23 protein-coding genes, 1 tRNA gene and 1 pseudogene are annotated in these 21,882 nt (G+C 56.6%); 17 read left to right on the forward strand and 8 right to left on the reverse strand.

Annotated elements, in window-relative coordinates; translation table 11 throughout:
* Positions 1–49: 49 nt before the first annotated feature.
* Together AAEZ03_RS09980 and AAEZ03_RS09985 are read left to right on the forward strand one after the other, a co-directional pair.
* Positions 50–685 (forward strand): TetR/AcrR family transcriptional regulator, encoded by a 636-nt coding sequence (locus tag AAEZ03_RS09980; RefSeq protein WP_350578163.1) that lies wholly within the window; start codon positions 50–52, stop codon positions 683–685.
* Positions 682–1,359: a glutathione S-transferase family protein gene (locus AAEZ03_RS09985; RefSeq protein WP_350578166.1), complete on the forward strand. Its 678-nt coding sequence runs from the start codon at positions 682–684 to the stop codon at positions 1,357–1,359. Before AAEZ03_RS09980 ends, AAEZ03_RS09985 begins: the two co-directional genes overlap by 4 nt.
* Positions 1,360–1,364: 5 nt before the next feature.
* Here the strand turns inward: AAEZ03_RS09985 and AAEZ03_RS09990 are convergent, their stop codons facing one another.
* The 4 genes from AAEZ03_RS09990 to AAEZ03_RS10005 all read right to left on the reverse strand — a co-directional run bounded on the left by AAEZ03_RS09990 (position 1,365) and on the right by AAEZ03_RS10005 (position 5,759).
* Entirely contained in the window at positions 1,365–2,426 is a 1,062-nt protein-coding gene (locus tag AAEZ03_RS09990; protein WP_350578169.1) for a GGDEF domain-containing protein, read from the reverse strand.
* The gene (locus tag AAEZ03_RS09995) at positions 2,413–3,243 is read right to left on the reverse strand and encodes an alpha/beta fold hydrolase (protein ID WP_123748875.1); all 831 of its coding nucleotides are present in this window, start codon (positions 3,241–3,243) and stop codon (positions 2,413–2,415) included. The genes AAEZ03_RS09990 and AAEZ03_RS09995 overlap by 14 nt, the downstream gene beginning before the upstream one ends.
* A 182-nt stretch (positions 3,244–3,425) precedes the next feature.
* On the reverse strand, positions 3,426–4,766 hold the full coding sequence (locus AAEZ03_RS10000; protein WP_350578172.1) for an MFS transporter: 1,341 nt from the start codon (positions 4,764–4,766) through the stop codon (positions 3,426–3,428).
* An 84-nt stretch (positions 4,767–4,850) separates the two neighbouring features.
* Positions 4,851–5,759: a LysR family transcriptional regulator gene (locus AAEZ03_RS10005; protein WP_350578175.1), complete on the reverse strand. Its 909-nt coding sequence runs from the start codon at positions 5,757–5,759 to the stop codon at positions 4,851–4,853.
* Positions 5,760–5,901: 142 nt separating this feature from the next.
* Between AAEZ03_RS10005 and AAEZ03_RS10010 the strand changes: the two genes are divergently transcribed.
* From AAEZ03_RS10010 to dctM, 8 genes are all read left to right on the forward strand, one after another.
* The gene (locus tag AAEZ03_RS10010; protein WP_350578178.1) at positions 5,902–6,729 is read left to right on the forward strand and encodes an HTD2 family dehydratase; all 828 of its coding nucleotides are present in this window, start codon (positions 5,902–5,904) and stop codon (positions 6,727–6,729) included.
* 39 nt (positions 6,730–6,768) lie between these two features.
* Complete coding sequence (locus AAEZ03_RS10015) at positions 6,769–7,932, forward strand: acyl-CoA dehydrogenase family protein (protein ID WP_278937712.1); 1,164 nt, start codon at positions 6,769–6,771, stop codon at positions 7,930–7,932.
* Between the two features lie 33 nt (positions 7,933–7,965).
* On the forward strand, positions 7,966–9,348 hold the full coding sequence (locus AAEZ03_RS10020; RefSeq protein ID WP_123748880.1) for an MmgE/PrpD family protein: 1,383 nt from the start codon (positions 7,966–7,968) through the stop codon (positions 9,346–9,348).
* Complete coding sequence (locus AAEZ03_RS10025) at positions 9,345–10,550, forward strand: CaiB/BaiF CoA transferase family protein (RefSeq protein ID WP_350578181.1); 1,206 nt, start codon at positions 9,345–9,347, stop codon at positions 10,548–10,550. Before AAEZ03_RS10020 ends, AAEZ03_RS10025 begins: the two co-directional genes overlap by 4 nt.
* 35 nt (positions 10,551–10,585) lie before the next feature.
* Entirely contained in the window at positions 10,586–11,413 is an 828-nt protein-coding gene (locus AAEZ03_RS10030; protein ID WP_123749514.1) for an HpcH/HpaI aldolase/citrate lyase family protein, read from the forward strand.
* A 64-nt stretch (positions 11,414–11,477) separates the two neighbouring features.
* Positions 11,478–12,470 (forward strand): TRAP transporter substrate-binding protein, encoded by a 993-nt coding sequence (locus AAEZ03_RS10035; RefSeq protein ID WP_048370053.1) that lies wholly within the window; start codon positions 11,478–11,480, stop codon positions 12,468–12,470.
* Positions 12,471–12,615: 145 nt separating this feature from the next.
* Positions 12,616–13,254 carry a TRAP transporter small permease gene (locus tag AAEZ03_RS10040; RefSeq protein WP_048370054.1) on the forward strand — a complete coding sequence of 213 codons (639 nt, stop codon included), beginning with the start codon at positions 12,616–12,618 and terminating at the stop codon, positions 13,252–13,254.
* Positions 13,251–14,531 (forward strand): C4-dicarboxylate TRAP transporter large permease protein DctM, encoded by a 1,281-nt coding sequence (gene dctM / locus AAEZ03_RS10045; RefSeq protein WP_048370056.1) that lies wholly within the window; start codon positions 13,251–13,253, stop codon positions 14,529–14,531. Before AAEZ03_RS10040 ends, dctM begins: the two co-directional genes overlap by 4 nt.
* A 78-nt stretch (positions 14,532–14,609) precedes the next feature.
* Here dctM and AAEZ03_RS10050 read toward each other — a convergent pair whose 3' ends face one another.
* Positions 14,610–15,938 (reverse strand): OprD family outer membrane porin, encoded by a 1,329-nt coding sequence (locus tag AAEZ03_RS10050; protein WP_082148729.1) that lies wholly within the window; start codon positions 15,936–15,938, stop codon positions 14,610–14,612.
* Between the two features lie 291 nt (positions 15,939–16,229).
* Here AAEZ03_RS10050 and AAEZ03_RS10055 point away from each other — a divergent pair, with 291 nt between their 5' ends.
* On the forward strand, positions 16,230–16,640 hold the full coding sequence (locus tag AAEZ03_RS10055; protein ID WP_048370061.1) for an NUDIX hydrolase: 411 nt from the start codon (positions 16,230–16,232) through the stop codon (positions 16,638–16,640).
* 88 nt (positions 16,641–16,728) lie between these two features.
* Positions 16,729–16,929, forward strand: a complete 201-nt coding sequence (locus tag AAEZ03_RS10060) for a putative periplasmic lipoprotein (protein WP_350578184.1) — start codon at positions 16,729–16,731, stop codon at positions 16,927–16,929.
* A 99-nt stretch (positions 16,930–17,028) separates the two neighbouring features.
* On the opposite strand, the gene AAEZ03_RS10065 is transcribed toward AAEZ03_RS10060, so the two are convergent.
* Positions 17,029–17,400 (reverse strand): hypothetical protein, encoded by a 372-nt coding sequence (locus AAEZ03_RS10065; RefSeq protein ID WP_350578186.1) that lies wholly within the window; start codon positions 17,398–17,400, stop codon positions 17,029–17,031.
* 261 nt (positions 17,401–17,661) lie between these two features.
* Here AAEZ03_RS10065 and AAEZ03_RS10070 point away from each other — a divergent pair, with 261 nt between their 5' ends.
* Both AAEZ03_RS10070 and AAEZ03_RS10075 read left to right on the forward strand, forming a co-directional pair.
* The gene (locus AAEZ03_RS10070) at positions 17,662–18,204 is read left to right on the forward strand and encodes a hypothetical protein (protein ID WP_350578188.1); all 543 of its coding nucleotides are present in this window, start codon (positions 17,662–17,664) and stop codon (positions 18,202–18,204) included.
* Positions 18,201–18,641 carry a hypothetical protein gene (locus AAEZ03_RS10075; protein ID WP_350578191.1) on the forward strand — a complete coding sequence of 147 codons (441 nt, stop codon included), beginning with the start codon at positions 18,201–18,203 and terminating at the stop codon, positions 18,639–18,641. The genes AAEZ03_RS10070 and AAEZ03_RS10075 overlap by 4 nt, the downstream gene beginning before the upstream one ends.
* Before the next feature lie 262 nt (positions 18,642–18,903).
* On the opposite strand, the gene AAEZ03_RS10080 is transcribed toward AAEZ03_RS10075, so the two are convergent.
* Complete coding sequence (locus AAEZ03_RS10080; RefSeq protein ID WP_350578194.1) at positions 18,904–20,040, reverse strand: hypothetical protein; 1,137 nt, start codon at positions 20,038–20,040, stop codon at positions 18,904–18,906.
* A gap of 171 nt (positions 20,041–20,211) precedes the next feature.
* Between AAEZ03_RS10080 and AAEZ03_RS10085 the strand changes: the two genes are divergently transcribed.
* Both AAEZ03_RS10085 and AAEZ03_RS10090 read left to right on the forward strand, forming a co-directional pair.
* Positions 20,212–20,499, forward strand: coding sequence for a type II toxin-antitoxin system Phd/YefM family antitoxin (locus AAEZ03_RS10085; RefSeq protein WP_350578197.1), 288 nt, complete (start codon positions 20,212–20,214; stop codon positions 20,497–20,499).
* Positions 20,489–20,775, forward strand: a pseudogene (locus AAEZ03_RS10090) (type II toxin-antitoxin system RelE family toxin). Before AAEZ03_RS10085 ends, AAEZ03_RS10090 begins: the two are co-directional and overlap by 11 nt.
* Before the next feature lie 219 nt (positions 20,776–20,994).
* On the opposite strand, the gene AAEZ03_RS10095 reads toward AAEZ03_RS10090, so the two are convergent.
* Positions 20,995–21,081 (reverse strand) — tRNA-Leu (locus AAEZ03_RS10095).
* A 555-nt stretch (positions 21,082–21,636) separates the two neighbouring features.
* On the opposite strand from AAEZ03_RS10095, the gene AAEZ03_RS10100 reads away from it, so the two are divergent.
* Entirely contained in the window at positions 21,637–21,849 is a 213-nt protein-coding gene (locus AAEZ03_RS10100) for a hypothetical protein (protein WP_278937723.1), read from the forward strand.
* Positions 21,850–21,882: the final 33 nt, after the last annotated feature.

Here is a 21,882-nt window from a genome sequence, read left to right on the forward strand (position 1 = left end):
ACAAAACCTGTGATATCGTCCCCGGCATCTTCCTGGAGCATGTCGGTCAATGGCGCGTCCACGTACATTTGATGAAGCAAAGGTTCTCAGCGCCGTTGTCGACGCCTTCTGGGTGCGTGGCTATGAAGGCACGTCTACCCGGGATCTGGTCAGGTGTACGGGCCTCAACCAGCCCAGTCTCTATAACGCGTTTGGCGACAAACGCTGCCTGTATCGTCGTGCCCTTACGCACTATCTGGAATGCAGTGTGCGTGAGCGGATCCGGCGCCTTGAAGGGCTGCCGGATGCCGGAACGGCCATCACTCTATTCTTCACAGAAGTCCTGGATCGTACGTTGAACGATCCGCTTCATCGTGGATGCCTGCTGGTGAACTCTGCGCTTGAGGCGAATACAGACGACGCAGACTTGCGCCAGGCCATCGCAGAAGAGTTTGAGACCATTCGCCGTTTTTTCGAAAGCCGTCTGCAGGCCTTTAGCCTGCAAGGTGATGGTGTCAGGGAGATTGATGCGAAGCAGGGAGCTCACCATTTACTGAGTTTGTTACTGGGTATTCGCGTTTTAGCGCGCCTCAACCCCGACCCCGCGTGCGTCACAGACGCGGTTGACCTTGCACTTAACAGCCTTGGGCTTACGCCTTTGGCGCTTGCGACGCTCACTAAAAGCCCCTGCACGGAGTCACCATGATCAAGTTCTACTATCACCCGTCTCCCAACCCTGCCAAGGTCGCGCTGTTCCTTGAGGAATCAGGCCTCGCGTATGAACTGGTGCCTGTCGATACCCGCAAGGGCGAGCAGCACGAGCCGGCGTTTCTCAAAATCAACCCCAACGCCAAGACGCCGGCATTGGTTGACGACGACAACATTGTGTTCGACAGCAACGCCATGCTGCTTTATCTGGCCGAGAAGACCGGGAAGTTCTTGCCTGCCGATAACCTTAAAGCCCGCGGTGAAATGTTGTCCTGGTTGATGTTCGTGGCCACCGGCATTGGCCCTTACTCTGGCCAGCATGTGCATTTCAAGCACTTCGCCCCGGAGCCCAAAGACTACGCGGTTACCCGCTATACCTACGAAGCCTGGCGCCACTGGCAGATTCTTAACGATCGCCTGGCCAACCAGCCTTACATGCTGGGCAATGAATACACTTTGGTGGACATGGCCGTATGGGGTTGGGCCCGCGCGGTGCCTTTCATTCTGGGGGAGGATGCCTGGGAAAAACTGCCGCACGTCAAACGCCTGCTGGACGAGATCAATGCCCGCCCGGCAGCTCAGCGTGCAGAAGCCCTGAAAACACAGCACAGCTACAAAACCGAAATGGATGCTGCCGCTCGTAAAGCCATGTTTCCGCAGATTGCTGAGTAAAAACGTCAGTTGATGCGGTGAATGTCGGGGAGGGAATGTGCGCTTTCTGCCAGTGCCTTTCCCTCAACGTTGTCGCTGCCCAGGCACGAAGGCTGCGATTGATCGGCAAAGCAGATTGTGCGGTTACGCCCGAGTGCCTTGGCTTCATAAACGGCTGTATCGGCCTGTGCCAGTAGATGTTCAAGCAGTACTCCGGCTTCGTGGCCGTTCTGCGTCATGCTTGAAACACCGATGCTGACGGTGATGCTCTCACCGGCCACCTGGACCCGGGAAATATGCTGGTGTACACGCTTGGCCGCACGTGTTGCGCCTTCAAGGTCCGAGTTGGGCAACCACAGGGCAAACTCTTCGCCGCCATGGCGAATGACGCTGTCCTGCGCGCGAGCACTTTCTAACAGTCGTTGGGCCACGTTGCGCAAAACATTGTCGCCCTCGGCATGGCCAAACCGGTCATTGATCTGCTTGAAATAGTCGATGTCTATCAGTAACAAACTGCTGATCGATTGACTGTTTGCGGTGAGCATCCACTGTTTGACATTGCGCGTCAGGGCGCGCCTGTTACCCAAGTTGGTCAGTGGGTCCGTCAGGCTCAGGTGGGCGAACTTGTCTGCTTTGATTCTGGCTTCTTGCGCATACTCGCTCAGTTGAGCATTGGCATACTGCAGTTCAGTGTTCACTTCAGTCAGTTGCAAGGCGGCTTCTTGGGCATGTTGGCGCGCCTTGAGCAACTCGGCTTCAAAGCGTTGTCGCTCTTTGGCCACGAAAAACAGCCAGATCACCACCTTTTCGCTTTCGGTCTGACTGATCCGCGCGTTCGTCATCACCGGTAGCAGTTGCCCATTGGTGGTCAGCAATTGCAGGTAAAGCTCGCTGAACTCACCATTTTTTAGCAGCATCGGCCAGGCATAGCTGTGCAGAAAAATACGTGAGGCGGGCGGGAAGTAACTGTCCATGTAATCGCAGTTTTCAGACGCCACCAGTTGCCTGAAGTCCCGATTGGTATGCAGTACGTGACCATTACAGTTTGTGACTACTACCGGGCAGGGCAACCGTTCAAGGTAAAACACAACTGTCGCTCCCTGACAGATAGTGATGTATAGCCGAAGCCACCAGGTGCGGGTGACTCATATGGGCGCAATGCCCGGAGACGTCCAGAACTTGCAGGACGCTGTGTTTCAGATGTTCGTTCAGGTACTCCCCGACGGGCAGGGGCACCAGCGTATCGCGGCGATGTTGCAGAATGAGGCTGGGAGTTGTGCAACGGCCCAGCGCTTGGCGAATGTCGGAGAAGAAAGTGGCCTGGGCGAATTGCCGCGCCATAACCGGGTCTGTTGAGCAGAAACTGCCTGCCAACTGAGCCGTGATCGGCGGATCTGCCTGTGAGCCAGCCACCACGGGGGCAAAGTACTCTGCCCAACCGATGTAGTTCTGATCCATGAGGGCCAGTAACGCTTCGAGGTCTGCTCGCTCGAAGCCGCCACTATACGCGGGTGGGTCGTTCAAGAAACAGGGCGAAGGCCCGACCAGGACCATTTGTGAGAAAAGGTCAGGGCGTTGGATCGACGCCAGGATGCCGATGCTGCAACTGACGGAGTGCCCGACGAAGATCACATCTTTGGACAGGCCCAAAGCGTCGCACACCTCGATCAGGTCCTGCGCATAACCGGCCAGCGAGCTGTATCTGAGCGCATCAAATGCGCGCGCATCCGAGCTGCCGCTGCCCACATAGTCGAATAATATTTGCCGGTGGGTGGCGGCAAACTCCGGCGTGAGGAGGTGCCACATTTCCTGATTACAGCCAAATCCATGGGCGTAAAGGATGACCGGTGCATCGGGATTCGCGTGGAGCAATTGCTTAACGTTGTTGCGCTGGAGGATACCCACTTCTACAACACCTCTGTTAAGGGGGCGATGATCAGATGCCACAACACAGTCCAAGGTTTGTGTCGACAATATGGCGTCAGTAGCGCGTCAGTATAACGAGGGTGCTGGCGGAACGGCATCACTGGCTTAGGGCGCCAGGTCGCAGCCTGCAACAGCGCTTGTAGACTGCGCGGGGGTTCGCTCTATAAAGCGGCTGTGCGCAAGGCGTGTTTTTTCTCCGGGCCCGGCACGTCGTGCAGGGATATGCGCGATGTTTCTGGCAGCGCCAAGCCGCCTGCCAGGGCGAGTACCGCAACGGCCATCAGGTAAAACGCTGGCGACAGGTTGCTGCCGGTGGTGCTGATGAGCCAGGTGGCTACCAGCGGTGCGGTGCCGCCAAACAGGGTGTAGGCCATGTTGTAGGTGATGGCCGAGGCGGTGTAGCGGGTGCGGGTCGGGAAGGTCTCCGAGAGCAGGGCGGCGGTCACCACGCCACACAACACCGCGCCAATCGCCAGCAGCATGACGCCGATGACAGACGCCGCGAACCCGCCGGAGCTGGCCATCAGGAACGACGGGTACACGGCAACGATCAGCAGCGCGCAGGCGGTCATGACCGTGGCCCGACGCCCCACCCGGTCGGAATACAGCCCGGCCAGCGGGCAGATGGCGGCGGCGAAGATCAGGGCAATCAACGACACCAGCAACGCCATGGCGCGGCTCAGACCGCCGGCCACTTGCAGGTAGGTGGCGAAGTAGGTGGTGAACATATAGAACGACAGCGCCGTCAGCGATACAAAGGCGCCGAGACAGCAGATGGCAGCCCCATGGTTGCGCAAGGTTTCTTTGAGTGGCGAATGGGCGACGTCGTGCTCTTCGGTGACCGCCTGGAACGCCGGGGTTTCATCCAGTTTGTTACGCATGTACAGGCCGACCAGCCCCAGTGGCGCGGCAATCAGAAACGGCACGCGCCAGCCCCAACTGCTCATGGCTTCTGCCGACAACGAAGCCTCAAGGGCATAAGCCGCAACGGCCGCTGCGGCGAAGGCGGAGAACGTCGATACCGGCACAAAGCTGCCGTACCAGGCCCGCTTATGGTCCGGCGCGTGCTCCATCAGATAAGCGCACGCGCCTGCGTATTCGCCGCCTGCAGAGAAGCCCTGGGCGCAACGGATCAGCGTCAACAGAATCGGCGCCATTACCCCGATCGCCGCATAGGTGGGCAGCACGCCGATCAGGGTGGTCGCCGCGGCCATCAGCAAAATAGTCATGGCCAGGGTTCGCTTGCGGCCGATGCGATCGCCGAGCATGCCGAAAATCACACCGCCCAGTGGGCGAAAGGCAAAGGCAACCGCGAACACGGCAAAGGTTTTGAGCAGCGCCGCGCTGGCGTCCTCACTGGGGAAGAACTGCTGGGCGATGGTGGTTGCGAGAAAGCCATACACCGCGAAATCAAACCACTCGACAAAGTTGCCGATCGAGGCCGCGACAATCACTTTTCTCAGCGTTTTAGGGCTGACGTGCCCGGGTGTGGTGCTGGTCATATGAGCCTCGATAATGGATCCGTGATCGATCGATTATCGGGGCAGCCCTGAGCGGGGAACGCTTCAAAAGTGTCCTCGACGTATTCAGGAACGACGCTGAACCTTGTCAGTTTGTGTCAGAAAAATAGTGATCAAGGCGCGGATCACCGCGGGTAACGCTTCCAGATCGCGGACCAGGATGCTGCGCTCACGCACGCGCCAGGGTTCGTCGAGCTCTACGATGTGCAAGCCCATGGTCTGTTGATGACGCCGGGCCGAGGATTCCGGCAGGATCGCCAGGCCAACGCCGGCTTCAACCATGCGGCACATGGCCTCAAAGCTGTAGACCTTGATGCGCATGTTCAATGTCTGGCCGCTCAGGGCGACTTGTTCATTCAAAAAGCGCAGCAGCGTGGTGCCTTCATGCAAGCCGATATGCGGATAGGCCAGAGTCTCGGTCAATTTGACCTTTTTGCGTGTTGCCAGTGGATGGTCGAGCGGGGTGACCAGAATCAACTGGTCGGTGCTGAAATGTATGACCTGCAAGCCATCTGCCTTGATCGGCCCGGCGATGATGCCCAGGTCGGTGGAGCCGTCCATCACGCCGCGCACGATGTCACGGCTGAGCCGCTCCTGAAGGTCGACGGTAACGCCCGGTCGTTCAGCGAGAAACCCGGCAAGGATTTCCGGCAAGAATTCGGTCGCGGCCGTGGTGTTGGCGAAGATCTTGATATGCCCGCTGGCTTCGGCTCCGTACTCGGTGAACTCGTTTTTCATGTAGTCCACCTGGCGCATGATCACCCGCGCATGGTGCAAAAACAGCTTGCCTGCGGGTGTCAGTTCTACACCCCGGCTGTCACGGTACAACAGGCGGCTGGCCAGGCTTTCTTCCAGGCTTTTGATGCGCGCGCTGGCCGCAGCAGGGGACATGAATGCCTTGCGCGCGCCTTGGGTCATGCTGGGGGATTCGGCGATTTGAATAAACAGGCGCAGGTCGACTAAATCGAAGTGCATGGCAGATATCCGTTGAGCGTGAGTGCTGGTCCACAATCTTGGCGTTAAGCAAATCCGAACGCCCCCTTACGAAATCGCAGATTCACAGATCGCCGGGCTTTTAGCAATCTTGGCTAAAACAACAAGCCACGGGACATTACCGATGAGCGATAACGAACTGTCCACCTGGATCGGTCGTACTGAAAAGATCCACGATCACATCAGTCTCAACCTGGTCACCCGCATCGCCGCGACGTTGGGTGAGCGTGTGCCACATGCTGGCGAGCCTTTACCTGCGCTGTGGCAATGGTGCTTCTTCCAGCCTGCCGTTGAATCGAGCGGCCTGGGCGGCGACGGGCATCCGGCCCGGGGTGGTTTTTTGCCCCCGGCGCACAACCGCAACCGCATGTGGGCGGGCGGGCGTTTTGAGTTTTACGCGCCACTCAAAGTGGGTACCGACGCAACGCGGGTTTCCACCATCACCAACGTTCAGGAAAAACACGGCAAGACCGGTTCGCTGCTGTTTGTCACGGTCCAGCATGACTACCTGCAAGACGACCAACTGGCGATCCGTGAAGAGCAGGACATCGTCTACCGCGAACCGACGCCGCCTAAATTGACCAGCGGCGAGCCGTTGCCTGCTGGCACTTGGCAGGAGTCGGTCGACCCTGATCCAACCCTGCTGTTCCGCTATTCCGCCGTCACCTTCAATGGTCACCGCATTCACTACGACTGGCCTTACGCGACGCAAACCGAGGGCTATCCGGGGTTGGTGGTGCATGGGCCGTTGATCGCCACGCTGGCCCTGCGGGCATTTTGCCGCGCCAATCCGGATGCGCGTTTACGCGGTTTTACGTATCGCGGCCTGCACCCGTTGATCGCCCCGCAGCCCTTTGTCGTCGGCGGGCGTGTCACCGCGCAGGGCAAGGCGCAGGTGTGGGCAGGCAATGCACAGGGTATCGCCCAGCAAGGCGAAGTGACCTTCGACTGACCGTGGCATTCAGCACAATAAATACAACAAGGACCTGAGATGAATCCGTATCTGAACGACGACTACAACGCCATTCGCGAGGGCGTGCGCGCCTTGTGCGCCGAGTTCCCGGCCGAGTACTGGCGCAAGATCGATGAAGAAAAGGGCTTTCCTGAGGCGTTTGTGGCCGCCATGACCGAGGCGGGCTGGTTATCGGCGATGATCCCCGAAGCCTATGGCGGCTCGGGTTTGGGCCTGGCCGAAGCGTCGATCATTCTCGAAGAAGTGAACCACTGTGGCGGCAACTCCGGCACCGTGCATGGCCAGATGTACAACATGTTTACCTTGCTGCGCCATGGCAGCGAAGAGCAAAAAAGTCATTACCTGCCCAAGCTGGCCAGCGGCGAGTTGCGCTTGCAGTCCATGGGCGTGACCGAGCCCACCACTGGCACCGACACCACCAAGATCAAGACCACCGCCGTGCGCCGTGGCGATAAATATGTGATCAACGGGCAGAAGGTCTGGATCTCGCGGATTCAGCACTCGGACCTGATGATCTTGCTGGCGCGTACCACCCCGCTGGCCGAGGTCGAGAGAAAGGCCGATGGCATGTCGATTTTCCTCGTTGACCTGCGCGAAGCCATCGGCAACGGCCTGACCGTGCAACCGATTGCCAATATGGTCAATCACGAAACCAACGAGCTATTTTTCGACAACCTGGAAATCCCGGCCAGCAGCCTGATTGGCGAAGAGGGCAAGGGCTTTCGCTACATTCTCGACGGCCTCAATGCCGAACGTACGCTGATCGCCGCCGAGTGCATCGGTGATGGTCGCTGGTTCAACGAAAAGTCTGCGCAGTACGCCCGTGATCGCGTGGTGTTTGGCCGTCCGATTGGCCAGAACCAGGGCGTACAGTTCCCGATTGCCGAAGCCCATATCGAGCTGGAAGCCGCGGACCTGATGCGCTGGCGTGCCTGTGACGAGTACGACAACGGGCGCAATGCCGGGGCGGCAGCGAACATGGCCAAGTACCTCGCGGCCAAGGCCAGTTGGGAGGCGGCCAACGCGTGCCTGCAAACTCATGGCGGCTTCGGTTTTGCCAATGAATACGACGTTGAGCGCAAGTTCCGCGAGACCCGCCTGTACCAGGTGGCGCCTATTTCGACCAACTTGATCTTGTCTTACGTGGCTGAGCATTTGCTCGAACTGCCGCGTTCTTTCTGACCACGGTCTTTCGTCTTTCATGGGGAACGCTGCATGAGTCAGCACACGCAAGCGCTTACAGAATTTTTGGCCAATTTGCATCACGCGCAGTTGCCTGAAGCGGTCATTGATCGCACTGAAGAGTTGTTTCTCGACTGGCTGGGCTCGGCGCTGGCCAGCCAGGGCATGCACCCGATTCCGCTGTTCGAGCGCTATGCCGCAATGATGGGCCCCGCCAGCGGCCCTTCTGGAATTTTGGCCAACGGCAAAACCAGTTCTGCGTATTTCGCCGCATTGGTCAATGGCGCCAGCTCACACCTGGTTGAGCAGGATGACCTGCACAACAGTTCGGTGCTGCACCCGGCGACCGTGGTCTTCCCGGCAGTGCTGGCTGCGGCTCAGGCACTGGGTAAAACCGGCCGCGAATTGATCGTTGCGGCAGTGGCCGGGTATGAAGCGGGCATTCGCATCGGTGAATTCCTCGGGCGCTCGCACTACCGCATCTTCCACACCACCGCCACGGTAGGCACGTTAGCGGCGGCGGTGGGTGTCGGCAAGTTGATGGACTTTACCCAGGAGCAATTCACCCACGTACTCGGCACGGCCGGTACCCAGGCGGCAGGCTTGTGGGAGTTCTTGCGTGACGCCGCAGACTCCAAACAATTGCATACCGCCAAAGCCGCTGCCGATGGCGTGCTGGCTGCTTACCTGACGGCTGAAGGGCTGAGCGGCGCACAGAACATTCTGGAAGGCGAGCAGGGCATGGCGGCCGGTATGTCCAGCGATGCGCAGCCAGGCAAGTTGTCAGACGGTTTGGGCACACGCTGGGCGCTGGTAGAAACCTCGTTCAAGTTTCACGCCTCGTGCCGACACACGCACCCGGCCGCCGATGCACTGCTGGCGCTGATGCAGCGCGAGCAACTGAACGCTGAGGACATCGCAGGGGTCACCACCCGCGTGCACCAGGGCGCCATCGATGTGCTGGGCCGCGTGCAGGTGCCGCAGACCGTGCATCAGGCCAAGTTTTCCATGGGCACGGTGCTGGGTTTGATCGCTGTGTATGGCAAGGCCGGATTGCCGGAGTTTCATCAATACGCGCTGACCGATTCGCGGGTGAGCGATGTGCGAGACAAGGTGCGCATGGTGCTGGACGAGGAAGTCGACGGGGCGTATCCGCAACGCTGGCTGGGCCGGGTCGAGGTCACCACGCTGGCCGGTCAGACCTTGTACGGGCGCATCGACGAGCCCAAGGGCGATCCGGGCAATACCCTGAGCCGCGCTGAGCTGGAAGACAAATTTCGACGCCTGCTGGCGTTCTCCGGGGCACGCACTGACGAGCAGGCAACGGGCCTGATCGGGCTGGTCTGGAACCTGCGCGAACTCGATGACTTGAGCGCGCTGACGCGAACCACAACCTTTGCCGGGAGCGCAGCATGAACGACAACACCGCCAAACCCCGTCCGCTGGACGGCATTACCGTGGTCAGCCTGGAGCATGCCATCGCTGCGCCGTTCTGTACCCGGCAGTTGGCCGATCTGGGCGCACGGGTGATCAAGGTTGAACGCCCTGGTTCCGGTGACTTTGCCCGCGACTATGACGAGCGCGTCAATGGCCTGGCCTCACACTTTGTCTGGACCAATCGCTCCAAAGAGAGCCTGACCCTTAACGTAAAACAGGATGAGGCCGGGCAGGTGCTCGACAAGCTGCTGAGCACTGCTGATGTGCTGGTGCAGAACCTTGCACCGGGCGCCGCGCAACGCATGGGGCTGTCGTTTGCTGACCTGCATGAGCGCTTCCCGAGGTTGATCGTCTGCGATATTTCCGGCTACGGCGAAGGCGGGCCTTACGAGCAGAAAAAGGCCTACGATCTGCTGATCCAGAGCGAGGGCGGATTTTTATCCGTGACCGGCGGGCCGGGTGAAAACGAGATGGCCAAGGCCGGCTGTTCGATCGCTGACATTGCCGCAGGCATGTATGCCTACACCGGCGTGCTCTCGGCACTGTTGCTGCGTGACAAGACCGGCGAGGGCAGCCGCGTCGATGTGTCGATGCTGGAAAGCCTGGTGGAGTGGATGGGCTACCCGCTGTATTACGCCTACGAAGGCGCGCCGCCACCGCCCAGAGCCGGTGCCGCCCACGCGACGATTTACCCCTACGGGCCGTTCCCCACAGGGGATGGCGGTACGGTGATGCTCGGCTTGCAGAACGAGCGTGAATGGCAGCAGTTTTGCGACAAGGTGTTGCTGCGACCTGACCTTGCACGCGACTCGCGCTTTAATGCCAATGCGCGACGTTCAGAGAACCGTGCCGAGTTGCGGGCCCTCATCGTTGAGACGTTTGCCCACATGACGGCTGAACAGGTGATTACACGGCTGGACACGGCGTTGATTGCCAACGCCCATGTCAACGACATGGCCGGGGTCTGGGCGCATCCACAACTGCAGGCGCGTGATCGCTGGCGTGAAGTGGACAGCCCGTCCGGCAAGTTGGCGGCGCTGCTGCCGCCGGGTCGTAACACGGCATTCGAGCCGCGTATGGATCCGGTGCCGGGTTTGGGCGAACACACCGACAGCGTGCTGGCGGAGTTGGGTTACAAGGCGCATGACATTCAGCGCCTACACGAACAAGGAGCGGTGTGAGGCTGGCGCCTCACACCTCCTGCATGGAGCAGTTCATGGACAGAAGTACTATCCGCTCGGCACTGTTTGTGCCGGCCACCCGGCCAGAGCGCATCGACAAAGCGCTGGGCAGTGGCGCCGATGCGGTCATCGTTGACCTTGAGGACGCTGTGGCGGAACACCTCAAGGTTGAAGCGCGCAGCAATCTGCAGGCTTATCTGGAGGCCAACCCACAGGCGCGTATTCTGGTACGTATCAACGCGCCAGCCCATGAGCAGCAGGCCGCTGATCTGGCCTTGTGTGCTCGCTACCCCGGCGTGGTCGCCGTGCTGCTGCCCAAGGCCGAAAGCGCTGAGCAGGTGGAGCGTGTGGCGGTTTGCGCCAAGCCGGTGTGGCCCATCATCGAGAGCGCCAAAGGTCTGCTTGAGTTACCGGCCATTGCCCGTGCCAACGGGGTCGAGCGCTTGAGTTTTGGCGCGCTGGATCTGGGCCTCGACCTGGGCTTGATGAGTGGCACTGCTGGCGCCCAACGCATGCTCGATCAGGCGCGCTACGCCATTGTCTTGCACAGCACCCTGGCGCATTTGTCGCCGCCGCTGGACAGCGTTTTCCCCGACATCAAAAACACCGAAGGCATGACCTGCATGGCTGCCGATGCCCGGGACATGGGCTTTGGCGGCTTGCTGTGCATCCATCCCAGCCAGGTAGCACTGATTCACGCGGCCTTTATGCCCGGCCCTGAAGAGCTGGACTGGGCGCGCCGGGTGCTGGATGCGGTGGCCTCTGGCGGCGGGGTTTATGTGGTCGATGGGCAGATGGTTGACGCGCCCGTCATCGGGCATGCCCGACAGTTATTACATCGGGCCGGCGTGACGCCTGCCTGATTCAAAAGCATCACCACGAAAAACTAAGCACGACCAAACAATAACAACAAGAGGTACATGCCCCATGTTTAAACACACCCTCAAGGCTTTGGCCTGCGCCCTGCCACTGTATGCCGGTCTGGTAAGTGCGGCAGATCCCATCAGTATCAAATTCGCCCACGTGGTTGCCGAACACACGCCCAAAGGGCAGGGCGCCCTGATGTTTAAAAAGCTGGCTGAAGAGCGCCTGCCTGGCCAGGTCAAGGTCGAGGTGTACCCAAACTCGTCGCTGTTTGGTGACGGCAAAGAGATGGAAGCGCTGTTGCTCGGCGACGTGCAGTTGCTGGCACCGTCGCTGGCCAAATTTGAGCATTACTCCAAGCCGATCCAGATCTTCGACTTGCCATTTCTGTTCAACGACATCAATGCACTCGACCGCTTCCAGCAGAGCCCGGAAGGCCAGGGGCTGCTCAAGTCCATGGAAAGCAAGGGCATTACCGGCCTTGGTTATTGGCATAACGGCATGAAGCAATTGTCGGCCAACAAGGCGCTGTACGAGCCCAAGGATGCACGCGGCCTGAAGTTCCGGGTGCAGGCATCGGCGGTGCTGGATGAGCAGTTCAAGGCGTTGCGCGCGGCGCCACGCAAGATGAGTTTTGCCGAGGTGTATCAAGGGCTGCAGACCGGGGTGGTCAACGGCACCGAGAACACCTGGTCGAACTATGAGAGCCAGAAGGTCAACGAGGTGCAGAAGTACTTCACTGAATCTGACCATGGCGCCATCGACTACATGGTGATCACCAACACCAAGTTCTGGAACAGCCTGCCTGAAGATGTGCGCACGTCACTGGATCAGATCATGACTGAGGTCACGGTCGAGGTGAACAAACAGGCCGAGGAACTGAACCAGGCCTCCAGAAAAACCATCGTCGATTCGGGCACCAGCGAAGTCATCACCCTCACACCTGAACAGCGCGAAGAGTGGCGTGAAGCCATGCGTCCGGTCTGGAAAAAATTCGAAAAAGACATCGGCGTCGACCTGATCAAGGCAGCGGAGCAATCCAACCAAAGCAGTTAAGACCTGAAGTGCCGCCGGTAATCGCGTGAGCGCTTGCCGGCGGCAGCGTCAATGGCGAAAGCGACAGCCTGCAAGGTCTGTCGCGCCTTGGCTTCATTGGTTTTAGTCGTCGCTTTGCGACCGCTCTTTCAAGGGGAGATTACCCATGCAGGCATTTTTTCGTGTCTGGAATCGTGTGGAAGAAGTACTGGTGGCATTCCTGCTTGCAGGCATGACCCTGGTGACGTTCTCCTACGTGGTCTTCAACAACCTTTACGGTGTTTTTTATTCTTTGGGCGATTCTCTGCCCTTCGCCAACGACGCCATGCTCAGCATCGGCGACGGCATTCTGTATATCGCCCAGGAGATGACCTGGAGCGTGGCGCTGACCAAGGCCATGTTCGGTTGGCTGATCTTTGTCGGGCTGGCCTGGGGCGTGCGCATTGGCGCGCACATTGGTATCGACTTGTTGGTGCGCCAGTTCAGCCCTGAGAACCAGCGGCGCGTGGCGTTGCTCGCCTTGGTGATCTGCCTTGGCTATTGCGCACTCATGGCTTACTCCAGCGAACAGTGGGTTGCCACCCTGTACGCCGTCGGCACCAGCGCTGAAGACCTCGACCGTTTCGGGATTCGCCAATGGCAGATCGTAATGATCGTGCCAATCGGCTTTGCTTTGATGTTCCTGCGCTTTCTGCAGGTGTTCATTCGCGTTGTGCAGGGCAAGCAGCAAGGGCTGGGCTTGCACAGTGAAGTGGATGAGGCCGTGAAACTGGCTGAAAACGACACCTCGGAGAACGCCAAATGACTATCAGCTTTCTATTTGTCGCTCTGTTCGTGCTGATGTTTATCGGCATTCCGGTGGCGATTTCCCTGGGCTTGTCCGGGGCCATGACCATCCTGTTCTTCAGCAACGACTCGGTTCGTTCTCTGGCGATCAAGCTGTTCGAAACCAGCGAGCACTACACGCTGCTGGCCATTCCGTTCTTCCTGCTGTCTGGCGCCTTCATGACCAGCGGCGGTGTGGCCCGTCGCTTGATCGACTTCGCCAACGCCTGCGTGGGGCATATCAAGGGTGGCCTGGCAATTGCGGCGATCATGGCTTGCATGCTGTTTGCCGCACTCAGCGGGTCTTCACCGGCAACCGTGGCCGCTGTGGGGTCTATCGTGATTGCCGGGATGGTGCGCTCTGGCTACAAACAGGAGTTTGCCGCCGGTATCGTGTGTAACGCCGGTACGTTGGGCATCCTGATTCCGCCGTCGATTGTCATGGTGGTTTACGCCACCGCGACCGAGACCTCGGTGGGCAAGCTGTTTATGGCCGGGGTGATCCCTGGGCTGTTGCTGGGTGTAGTGTTGATGATCACTATCTACATCCTTGCACGGGTTAAAAACATGCCCGCGCTGCCGCGAGCGTCGTTCAAGGAAATCGTCACCGCAGGTCGCAAAGCGGGCTGGGGCCTGATGCTGATCGTGATCATTCTGGGCGGTATTTATTCCGGCATGTTCACCCCGACCGAAGCAGCGGCCGTAGCAGCGGTGTATGCGGCCTTTGTGGCGATCTTCATCTACAAGGACATGACCTTTCGCGAATGCCCGAAGGTGATTGTCGAGGCGGGCAAGCTCAGCGTGGTGCTGATGTTTATCATCGCCAACGCCATGCTGTTTGCACACGTGTTGACGACCGAGCAGATCCCGCAGTCGATCACCGCCTGGGTGGTTGAACAGGGCTTCACGCCGATTGAGTTCTTGTTGGTGGTCAACGTCGTGTTGCTGGTGGCGGGCACTTTTATGGAGCCGTCCGCGATCATCCTGATCCTGGCGCCGATCCTGTTCCCGATTGCCATGCAGCTGGGCATCGACCCGATCCACCTGGGCATCATCATGGTGGTGAACATGGAGATCGGACTGATCACACCGCCAACCGGGCTCAACCTGTTTGTGACCTCGGCGGTCACGGGCATGCCGTTGACCCGTGTGGTGCGTGCGGTGTCGCCGTGGCTGCTGGTGATGCTGGCGTTCTTGATACTGGTGACGTACGTGCCGTTTGTGTCTCTGGCACTGCCGAACTGGCTCGGGATGTAAACGCTGCGGTAAAGCTAAAGGCCCTGCACGCGATGAGCGTGCAGGCCCTTTTTTGTAGCCGCTGACGGGGTGTATCGACTACCAGAGTGGAACCACGTAGCTGACATACAGACGGTTTTCGTCTTGCACGGTCGCGCCAGTAATATCCGGGCTGGCGTGGGCATTTCGCCAGGTCACACCCAGACCTTTGAAGGTACCGGTCGGGATCTGGTAGGCGAGGGTAACGTTGCGTTCCCACTCGCTGGTGGTGCCTTGCGCGGTACGGATGTCATCACCGTGGGCATACGACGTGGCGAAGGTCAGGCCGTTGACGCCCAGCTTGCTGAAGTCATATTTGTACTGCGCCAGCCAGGTGCGTTCACCCGCATGCTGGAACTTGTTCAATTGCATGTTGGTGAGGGCCGGAGTGTCGGCGCCCGAACCTGGGCCTTGACGGTTGTCGCCGCTGTTCAGGCCGGAATCCAGGTACGGGAAGTCGCTGTCGCCGCTGTTTTTCTGGATGCCCAGGCCCACGGTGTGACCGTCCAGGGTGTAGCTTTCGAGCAGGCTGACGGTGGACTGGTTGATACGGCCTTTGGAGGCGCCATTGTCATACAGGCCGGCAGCGGCATAGTCTTTGTCGCCATCGGCGTTGCCGCCCACACCCAGGCTGCGGTACAGACGTATGTCGGTGTCAAAGGCACCTACAGCCACCGCGTCATGGCGCTTGGCGCCGAGGAAGAACTGCTGGTAGTAATCCTCAAGGTTGGAATACCACAGGCTGACGGTGGTGCCCGGCAAGCCGGTGTAGTCGGCGCCACCAAACAGGAAGCGATCGCTTTCCTTGGTACCGCCAGCGGTGATCATGCCCTGATCGCCGGTTTCGTTACGGATTTTGGTCTTGAGAATGTCACCTGCAGTGAAGGTGAAATCCGTCAGGTCCTTGGACACCAGTTGCACGCCGGTGTTGGTCTGCTGATACAGGCGCCCGTCAGTGTTGGCCAGGACCGGGTTGTTGCCGTACAGCGTACCCACGCGCAACTCATCTTTAGCGAAGCGCATTTTGAAGGTAGGGCTCAGAACGCCGAACTGATCGGCAGATTTGCCATCATCCAGCGGGAACATACTGCCCGGGTAACGACCCTGGTGGGACTTGTCGTTGAGGTCACCACCGGAGTCCAGTTTCAGACCATAAAACCCCTGCAAGTCCAGACCAAAACCAACCGGACCTTCGGTGTAGCCAGACTTGAAATTGAATTCAAAGCCCTGGCCCCAATCGCGAATGCTGTGGGCCTTCGCGTTGCTGTTAACTACATCGCGACCCTGTTGATTGAGGTAACGGTTAAGCAGGGTAAGATCGGCGTGACTGTCATCGATAAAGTCTGCGTGTGCTGACAGCATAAAGCTCGCCATGGCGACCCCCACCATAGGGCTTACTAACTTCTTCATTGATCCCGGTCTCCGTCATTATTCTGAAATTAAAGCGTCAAACGCTTCACATAATTAGGCGATTCCTATGTGACAGTTCGGAGTCAAAAGCGGGTTTTGGCAGATGAAATTAAATTTAAGAAAGCCCGTGGATACGGGGGTTTTGCAGGTGTTTTTGAGGTTTTTGGCGAGTGCTGTGAATGCCATCTGGAGGCCGCGCGCGAGGTTGGAATTCGCCATAAACTGCGCGCCCGACACGCCCCTGAAATTCAACAATAAAGGAGTCATTGCATGACAGCAGACAAAGCGTGCCCGGTGGTCTTACGACGTGCTCAAACGCTGGAAATCCTTGCGTTTGAGCACCCTTTGGCAGGCTTACAACTGGTCAAAGGCAGCGTCGAACCGGGAGAGCCGACCGACGTGGCAGCTGTACGAGAATTGTTCGAAGAAGCGGGGATTACCGCCACTGCAAAACACGCTCTGGGCGAGTGGCGATCGACGCTAACGGGGCACACTTGGGCGTTTCATGAATGTCATGTTGACCAGGAACTCCCCGAGACGTGGGCACATTTTGCTGACGATGACGGAGGGCATGAATTCCGGTTTTTTTGGCACCCGTTGATGAGTGAACCGTCAGACAACTGGCATCAGATCTTCAAAGATGCTTTGAGTTTTCTCAGGCAGACCCTCGCCGATACGTAAATTTACACTCAACTATCGGCGTGCCATCGAGTCCAAGTAACTTCGTCTGCTGACAGTTTTACAGCCAACGTCGAAACGGAGGGAGAGAATGAAAAAATTCATAGGCCTGGCGGCGCTGACCCTCCTGGTCGGATGCTCGGCGAATCAGCCAAAACAGCCCGAACTTAACGACACCCAAGCGTGTATGACCTACCGATCAATGATGACCGCCCCCATGGCCCCGGATGCGATGCAGCGTCTGAGAGAAGCGTGTGAACAGTCGAGGGTACGCCCTGCAGAGATCTTGTAGGAGCTGTCGAAGGCTGCGATCTTTTGACGTTCAAGATCAACAGATCGCAGCCTTCGGCAGCTCCTACATCGCATTGCGTTTCGTCAGCAGTGGTTTGACTCACCCCTCAGCACGGCGCTCGAGCGCAAATATCCAGCGCCGAAGTGGGCCCCAATACGCCAAATCAATCACATCAAAAGTAACCCATACCCGGGTCCTCACTGAAAACGCCTGAACGGCGGGGCTGTGTGAAATGGCAAGCGGATTACTGATCGATACGAGCGATTGATGCGCACTTCCGATGTAGGGCGAATTCCTGGTGTCGAGAAGACCGACCTGTAATGTTCCATTAACGTCTGGAAGGCTCAAGGACAAGGTCTCGCCAGTTGCCAACCGACCTATACACGCGCTCTCAAAAAAGACGGCAAGTGGCGCGCTCCGGCCAAAAGCATTGTTTAGAAACCCCTTCTTTCGATGAATGGTGATGTCCATGTGCCGCCCTTCATTGACCGAGTGCACAGAGTATTGGTCAGTCTGACGATAATGGCGAATCACTCTCTAACCACAGGAGTGGATTAGTACAGGTGTGCTAATTGAAGAAGAGTGTTTTGATGTTATCGTTTTTCTTGTATTGGTAATGTTCGAAATATTACGTGCTTTGATTAAAAGCAAAAATATTTAACGTCTGCTCATTATTCTGGAAGGTTCGGTAAGTGTATGTCAGGGATATTCAGGTTGGGTGGTGTGCTAATAGTGTTGGCGTCGTTATTGACGGGGTTTAATTCGGCACTGGCCGACAGTAAAGACCCTGTTGGCGACTGGTGGCTTGTTTACAGTGTCGGCACGGGGGAAAACAACATTGTGTTTGTCGCCGACCTCACCTCCATGACACCACCCGTTAAAAAGGGCGGTACACAGTTTGTCGAGGTTAGCCAGATCTTCGCTGATTCATCAAAACCGCTGGTGGACGTCTATACAATTGAAGTTCAATGCGCCAAACACAGGGCTCGTTTTGTTAAAGGCACATCTACTGATCGAGCCAGCAACGTACGTCGGGATCTGGAAGTGTCCAATGAGTGGCTCACGCTGGACGATAATGCACTGTTATACACGTTTGGATTTGTGTGTAATCCGCGGGATCGAGTCTTCAACGGCATGTTGTCGTTGGGGAAGTTCACTCATAAAAAGCTGCTGGAAACTATCGCGGAGTTACAAGCACCGCCGAAAACGCCGATGCAAGAGTTGGAGCAGATGTTGGGTAATGATAAGCCGCACGTTCCTGGTGAGATGAAATGAAAGTTTATAAATGGCTTAAAACGTTTTTTTTTATAATGCTAGTGCCCGGTTTTATGGTGGCCAGCGGCTGTTCGTTGATTGCTCAGAATCGCTGGGAAGGTCGCGATGCCCAAGAGGCACTGAATTTATTCGGCAGGCCCGATACCATGAAAGCAACGCAAGATGCTGCTGGAGGGAAACTCGTTGTGATGACGTGGTATAAAACCTCTCAGTGGACGACTACCGAAGCGGCCGGTACATCCATGACCCATGGAGCTAATGGCATGACTCATACGGAATATTATGAGCAAGTGGGCCATGGCTCGGACTGCAAACTGGAAGCGACGGTCAATCAGGCCAAGAAAATAGTCCTGTTTAAAATTCAGGACGGGAAAATACTGCATGGCAAGTGCCAGAATATTCCTTACGTTCCCGGTTATATTCCGCCTGGTTTTTAGGGTGAACGACCAAAACTAACGCCCTGAACAGTGCATGAACGAGGCTAACGAAGCCATTGCTGCGTGAAATTTCGCTAGGGATGCTTGAGGTGGTCAGTATGATCATCACTTATGACGGCACGATCACTTTTAAATGGGAAATGGTTGCTGATGAATATTGTCAGAGCGAAGCAGACGAATTTGAGCCCGATGCAGACTCTGCACCTTTTTAAATGACACAAAAAAGCCCGCTCGACGGCGGGCTCTTTTTTCTAGCTAAGACTTACAAAGAATCATTCTTTTGCTTTTTTAGTTCAGCTGTGCATTCAGGTTTATTGTTGAAATCGTACTGCACTACGAAGTAGCCTTTGTCTCTGGAAGCTGCTCTGGCATCAATCGCAATGCTGCTGATGTCATTCTTAATTCCAGGCCCTTTCCATTCAGCCGCCAACGTTCGATCCTGCTTGTAAAGGCTGGTCATCCAGTCATTTGAGTCCTTCCAAATGCTTCCAGGCATCAAGAAGTCATAGATTTTTGGCTTTCCGTAGATTGCGGTCAGGGCATCTCTCATAGAATCGTAGCTTGATTGTAACTGATGCCCGAAGTCATTCGTTTGTATAGATTTCCCAATTGCTCTAATCACGCAAAGCCCGACCGTGGGCGAGATAACCAATCCGTATTGCTCAAAAGCATCGTTCGGCTTCGGAGCCTTATCGAGCAAATACAGATTTTCAGATTCTTTAATGAGCCTTGGAGTTTCTCCTGTCATTTTCTCAATGATTTCTGCACTTATACCTGACTCAAAACCGAAAGGCCCTGTGCCGGTCGGTAAAAGATCAGGTGCGGCGGCTGGCTGAATTGCCGCAACCGAGGGGACAGGGACTGAGCTCTTTGTAGGCAATACCTGCATAGCTGCGCGAACAGGGAGTAGGCCGTATTTTGAAACCAAGTACTGCTGCTCAAGCATCGCAAGGGTTTGCTCACTAGTCGCAATAGTTGAAAGCTTCAGTGCCTGAATAAGTCCTCCACTGTATTGCGCGGCTTCAGCCTTTGCAGAAGCGATATCCACCTTGGTTTGTGCTATTTCGGCAGCTAGTTTGCTGGCGAGTTCCTCATCCGCGTTAGAGGCAACTGTAGCTACGGTTACGCTACTTTTTGATTGGACAGCCAATATTCGTTGCTCTAAGAGTGCTTGATTAGTTTTAAGAACCTCAACTCGAGTAGTAATTAGATCCTTTATCAGCCCCCCGCTATAGTTGGCTGACGACTGATTCGCTGAATCAATTTCTTGCTTCGTCTTTGATAGCTCGCTCTCCAATTGTGAGACGTAAGCCTTTTGTTCCTGAGTGAGTTCTTTCTCTGTGCAGCCTTGAAGCATGAAGACGGCCCAAAAAACCAGAAAGTATCCATATGTGCGCAATTCGCATTCCCTCCTTAGTTGAGTGGGAACTTTACCATTTGTGGCGTTCGGCCACCATTTGGCGTTGAGAGTTGAGAGTTGAGAGTTGAGAGTTGAGAGAAGGTAGCGCCATTCGCTTGCCACAACTAAGCATAAAGACCAAAATAAAGACCTTTTCAGGAGGCATAATCTATGCCAAACGTTTTCGCTGACGTGGCTGTGAGCGTGTCCGAGCTCAAGAAGAACCCTTCGGCGGTGCTGAGCGGGGCAGGCGGCGCCACTGTGGCTGTCCTGAACCATAACCGCGTTATGGGTTACATGGTTCCAGCCGAAGTCTATGAGGCCATGATTGAGCGACTGGACGACCTTGAGCTGGCGCAAGTAGCCAAAGCTCGTATTGAGGCGGGCGAGGAGCCTGTCCGTGTATCGCTCGACGATCTGATTGGCGAGGCTGAGGCCGATATCGCAAATGGCCGTTGAGTACACCGTCGAATGGGACCCAAAGGCGTTGAAGGAATTACGCAAGCTGGACGGTGCTGTACGTCTTCAGTATTGCGAAAGCTTGAAGAGCGCCAAGGCCGCCCGCGAGTGCCTGGCGATGCGCTTCATGGCTTAAAGGAGTGCTACAAGATCAAATTGCGCGGGGCAGGGTACCGATTGGTTTATCGCGTCGAGGATGAGCGAATTGTCATCCTTGTGCTTGCTATTGGCAAGCGAGAGCGCGGCTCAGTGTATGAGCAGACAGAGAAACGCTAAGCCAGATACAAAAAGCCCGGCGCTTGGCCGGACTTATCTATGGCGCTTTCTTTTCGGTCATAGGTTGCTGCGTGGCTTGAGTGCTTTCTGCAATTGGTTTTTCCGACTTACCGGCCTGATAAAAATTTGTACTATCAGGAATTGCGGAACAGCTCTCAGAATTGCGGAACAAAAAACAAAGGGCCTGCACGCCGAAAGCGTGCAAGCCCTTGATTTGTTTGGTGCCCGAAGCCGGAATCGAACCGGCACGTCCTTTCGAACGGGGGATTTTAAGTCCCATGCGTCTACCAATTTCGCCATTCGGGCGGTAGCGCTGTAAAGCGGGTCATGCAGGAGGTGCTTTGACGTTCAAAGTACTCAGTAGCCTGCGTGACAGGTGGACGAATATATAGACCCTGCGACGTTGAGGCAAGTTGGTTAGTGCTTTTTAAGCAAGTTTTTTTGAAATCCCCTCGATTAAAATCGTCGAAAAATCAGAGAGCTAGGGAATTAGCGGAAAGGTTTGGTCGGATTTATCGCGATTGTGTGTAGGACCGAGTGGCTGCTCGGGCTGGCGATTGCTGCGGGTTTGTTTAAAAGCGTATTGGCAGTCGAGGTTTATGGGCCAGGCACAGCCAGCATCCCCCTCACAAAAAATATGGCCTGACGGCGAATACCAGCGGCATTGAGGACTAACCTTGAAGCGGATGGTTCTCCAGGTTCGATGAAGGGTAGAGCGTGAGCACTAGGGCATCTTGCTTTTAAAAAGTGCTGGTCTACCCTGATTTCCTTGGCGCTCTTCAGTTTCGCCATTCAAAGCGAGTCGCCTCTTCGGTAAGCGCTAATGCAGTGCAAGGTTAATCAAAGGGAGTTGATGCCACCATGATGTTTGTCGTTTTTGCCGTACTTGCATTGGCGCTGGTTGTGGGGTGGTTTGGTCGCAGGAAGTGGGCGCTGATACTGCTGTTTGTGTTTTTTGCTTTGGCCATCAAGCTATTTCTCTGGGAAATATATAGCCCGGAATACGGTTACAGAATGCCTTGGATTCAGGTGAATAACGCGGGTAATGAGTTCCCGGCCAGTACACGTGCGTAATCAAGTTTTCTCGAAAACCAGCGATGGAGCGCC

The sequence above is a fragment of the Pseudomonas sp. HY2-MNA-CIBAN-0224 genome (assembly GCF_040310285.1).
Lineage (GTDB): Bacteria > Pseudomonadota > Gammaproteobacteria > Pseudomonadales > Pseudomonadaceae > Aquipseudomonas > Aquipseudomonas helleri.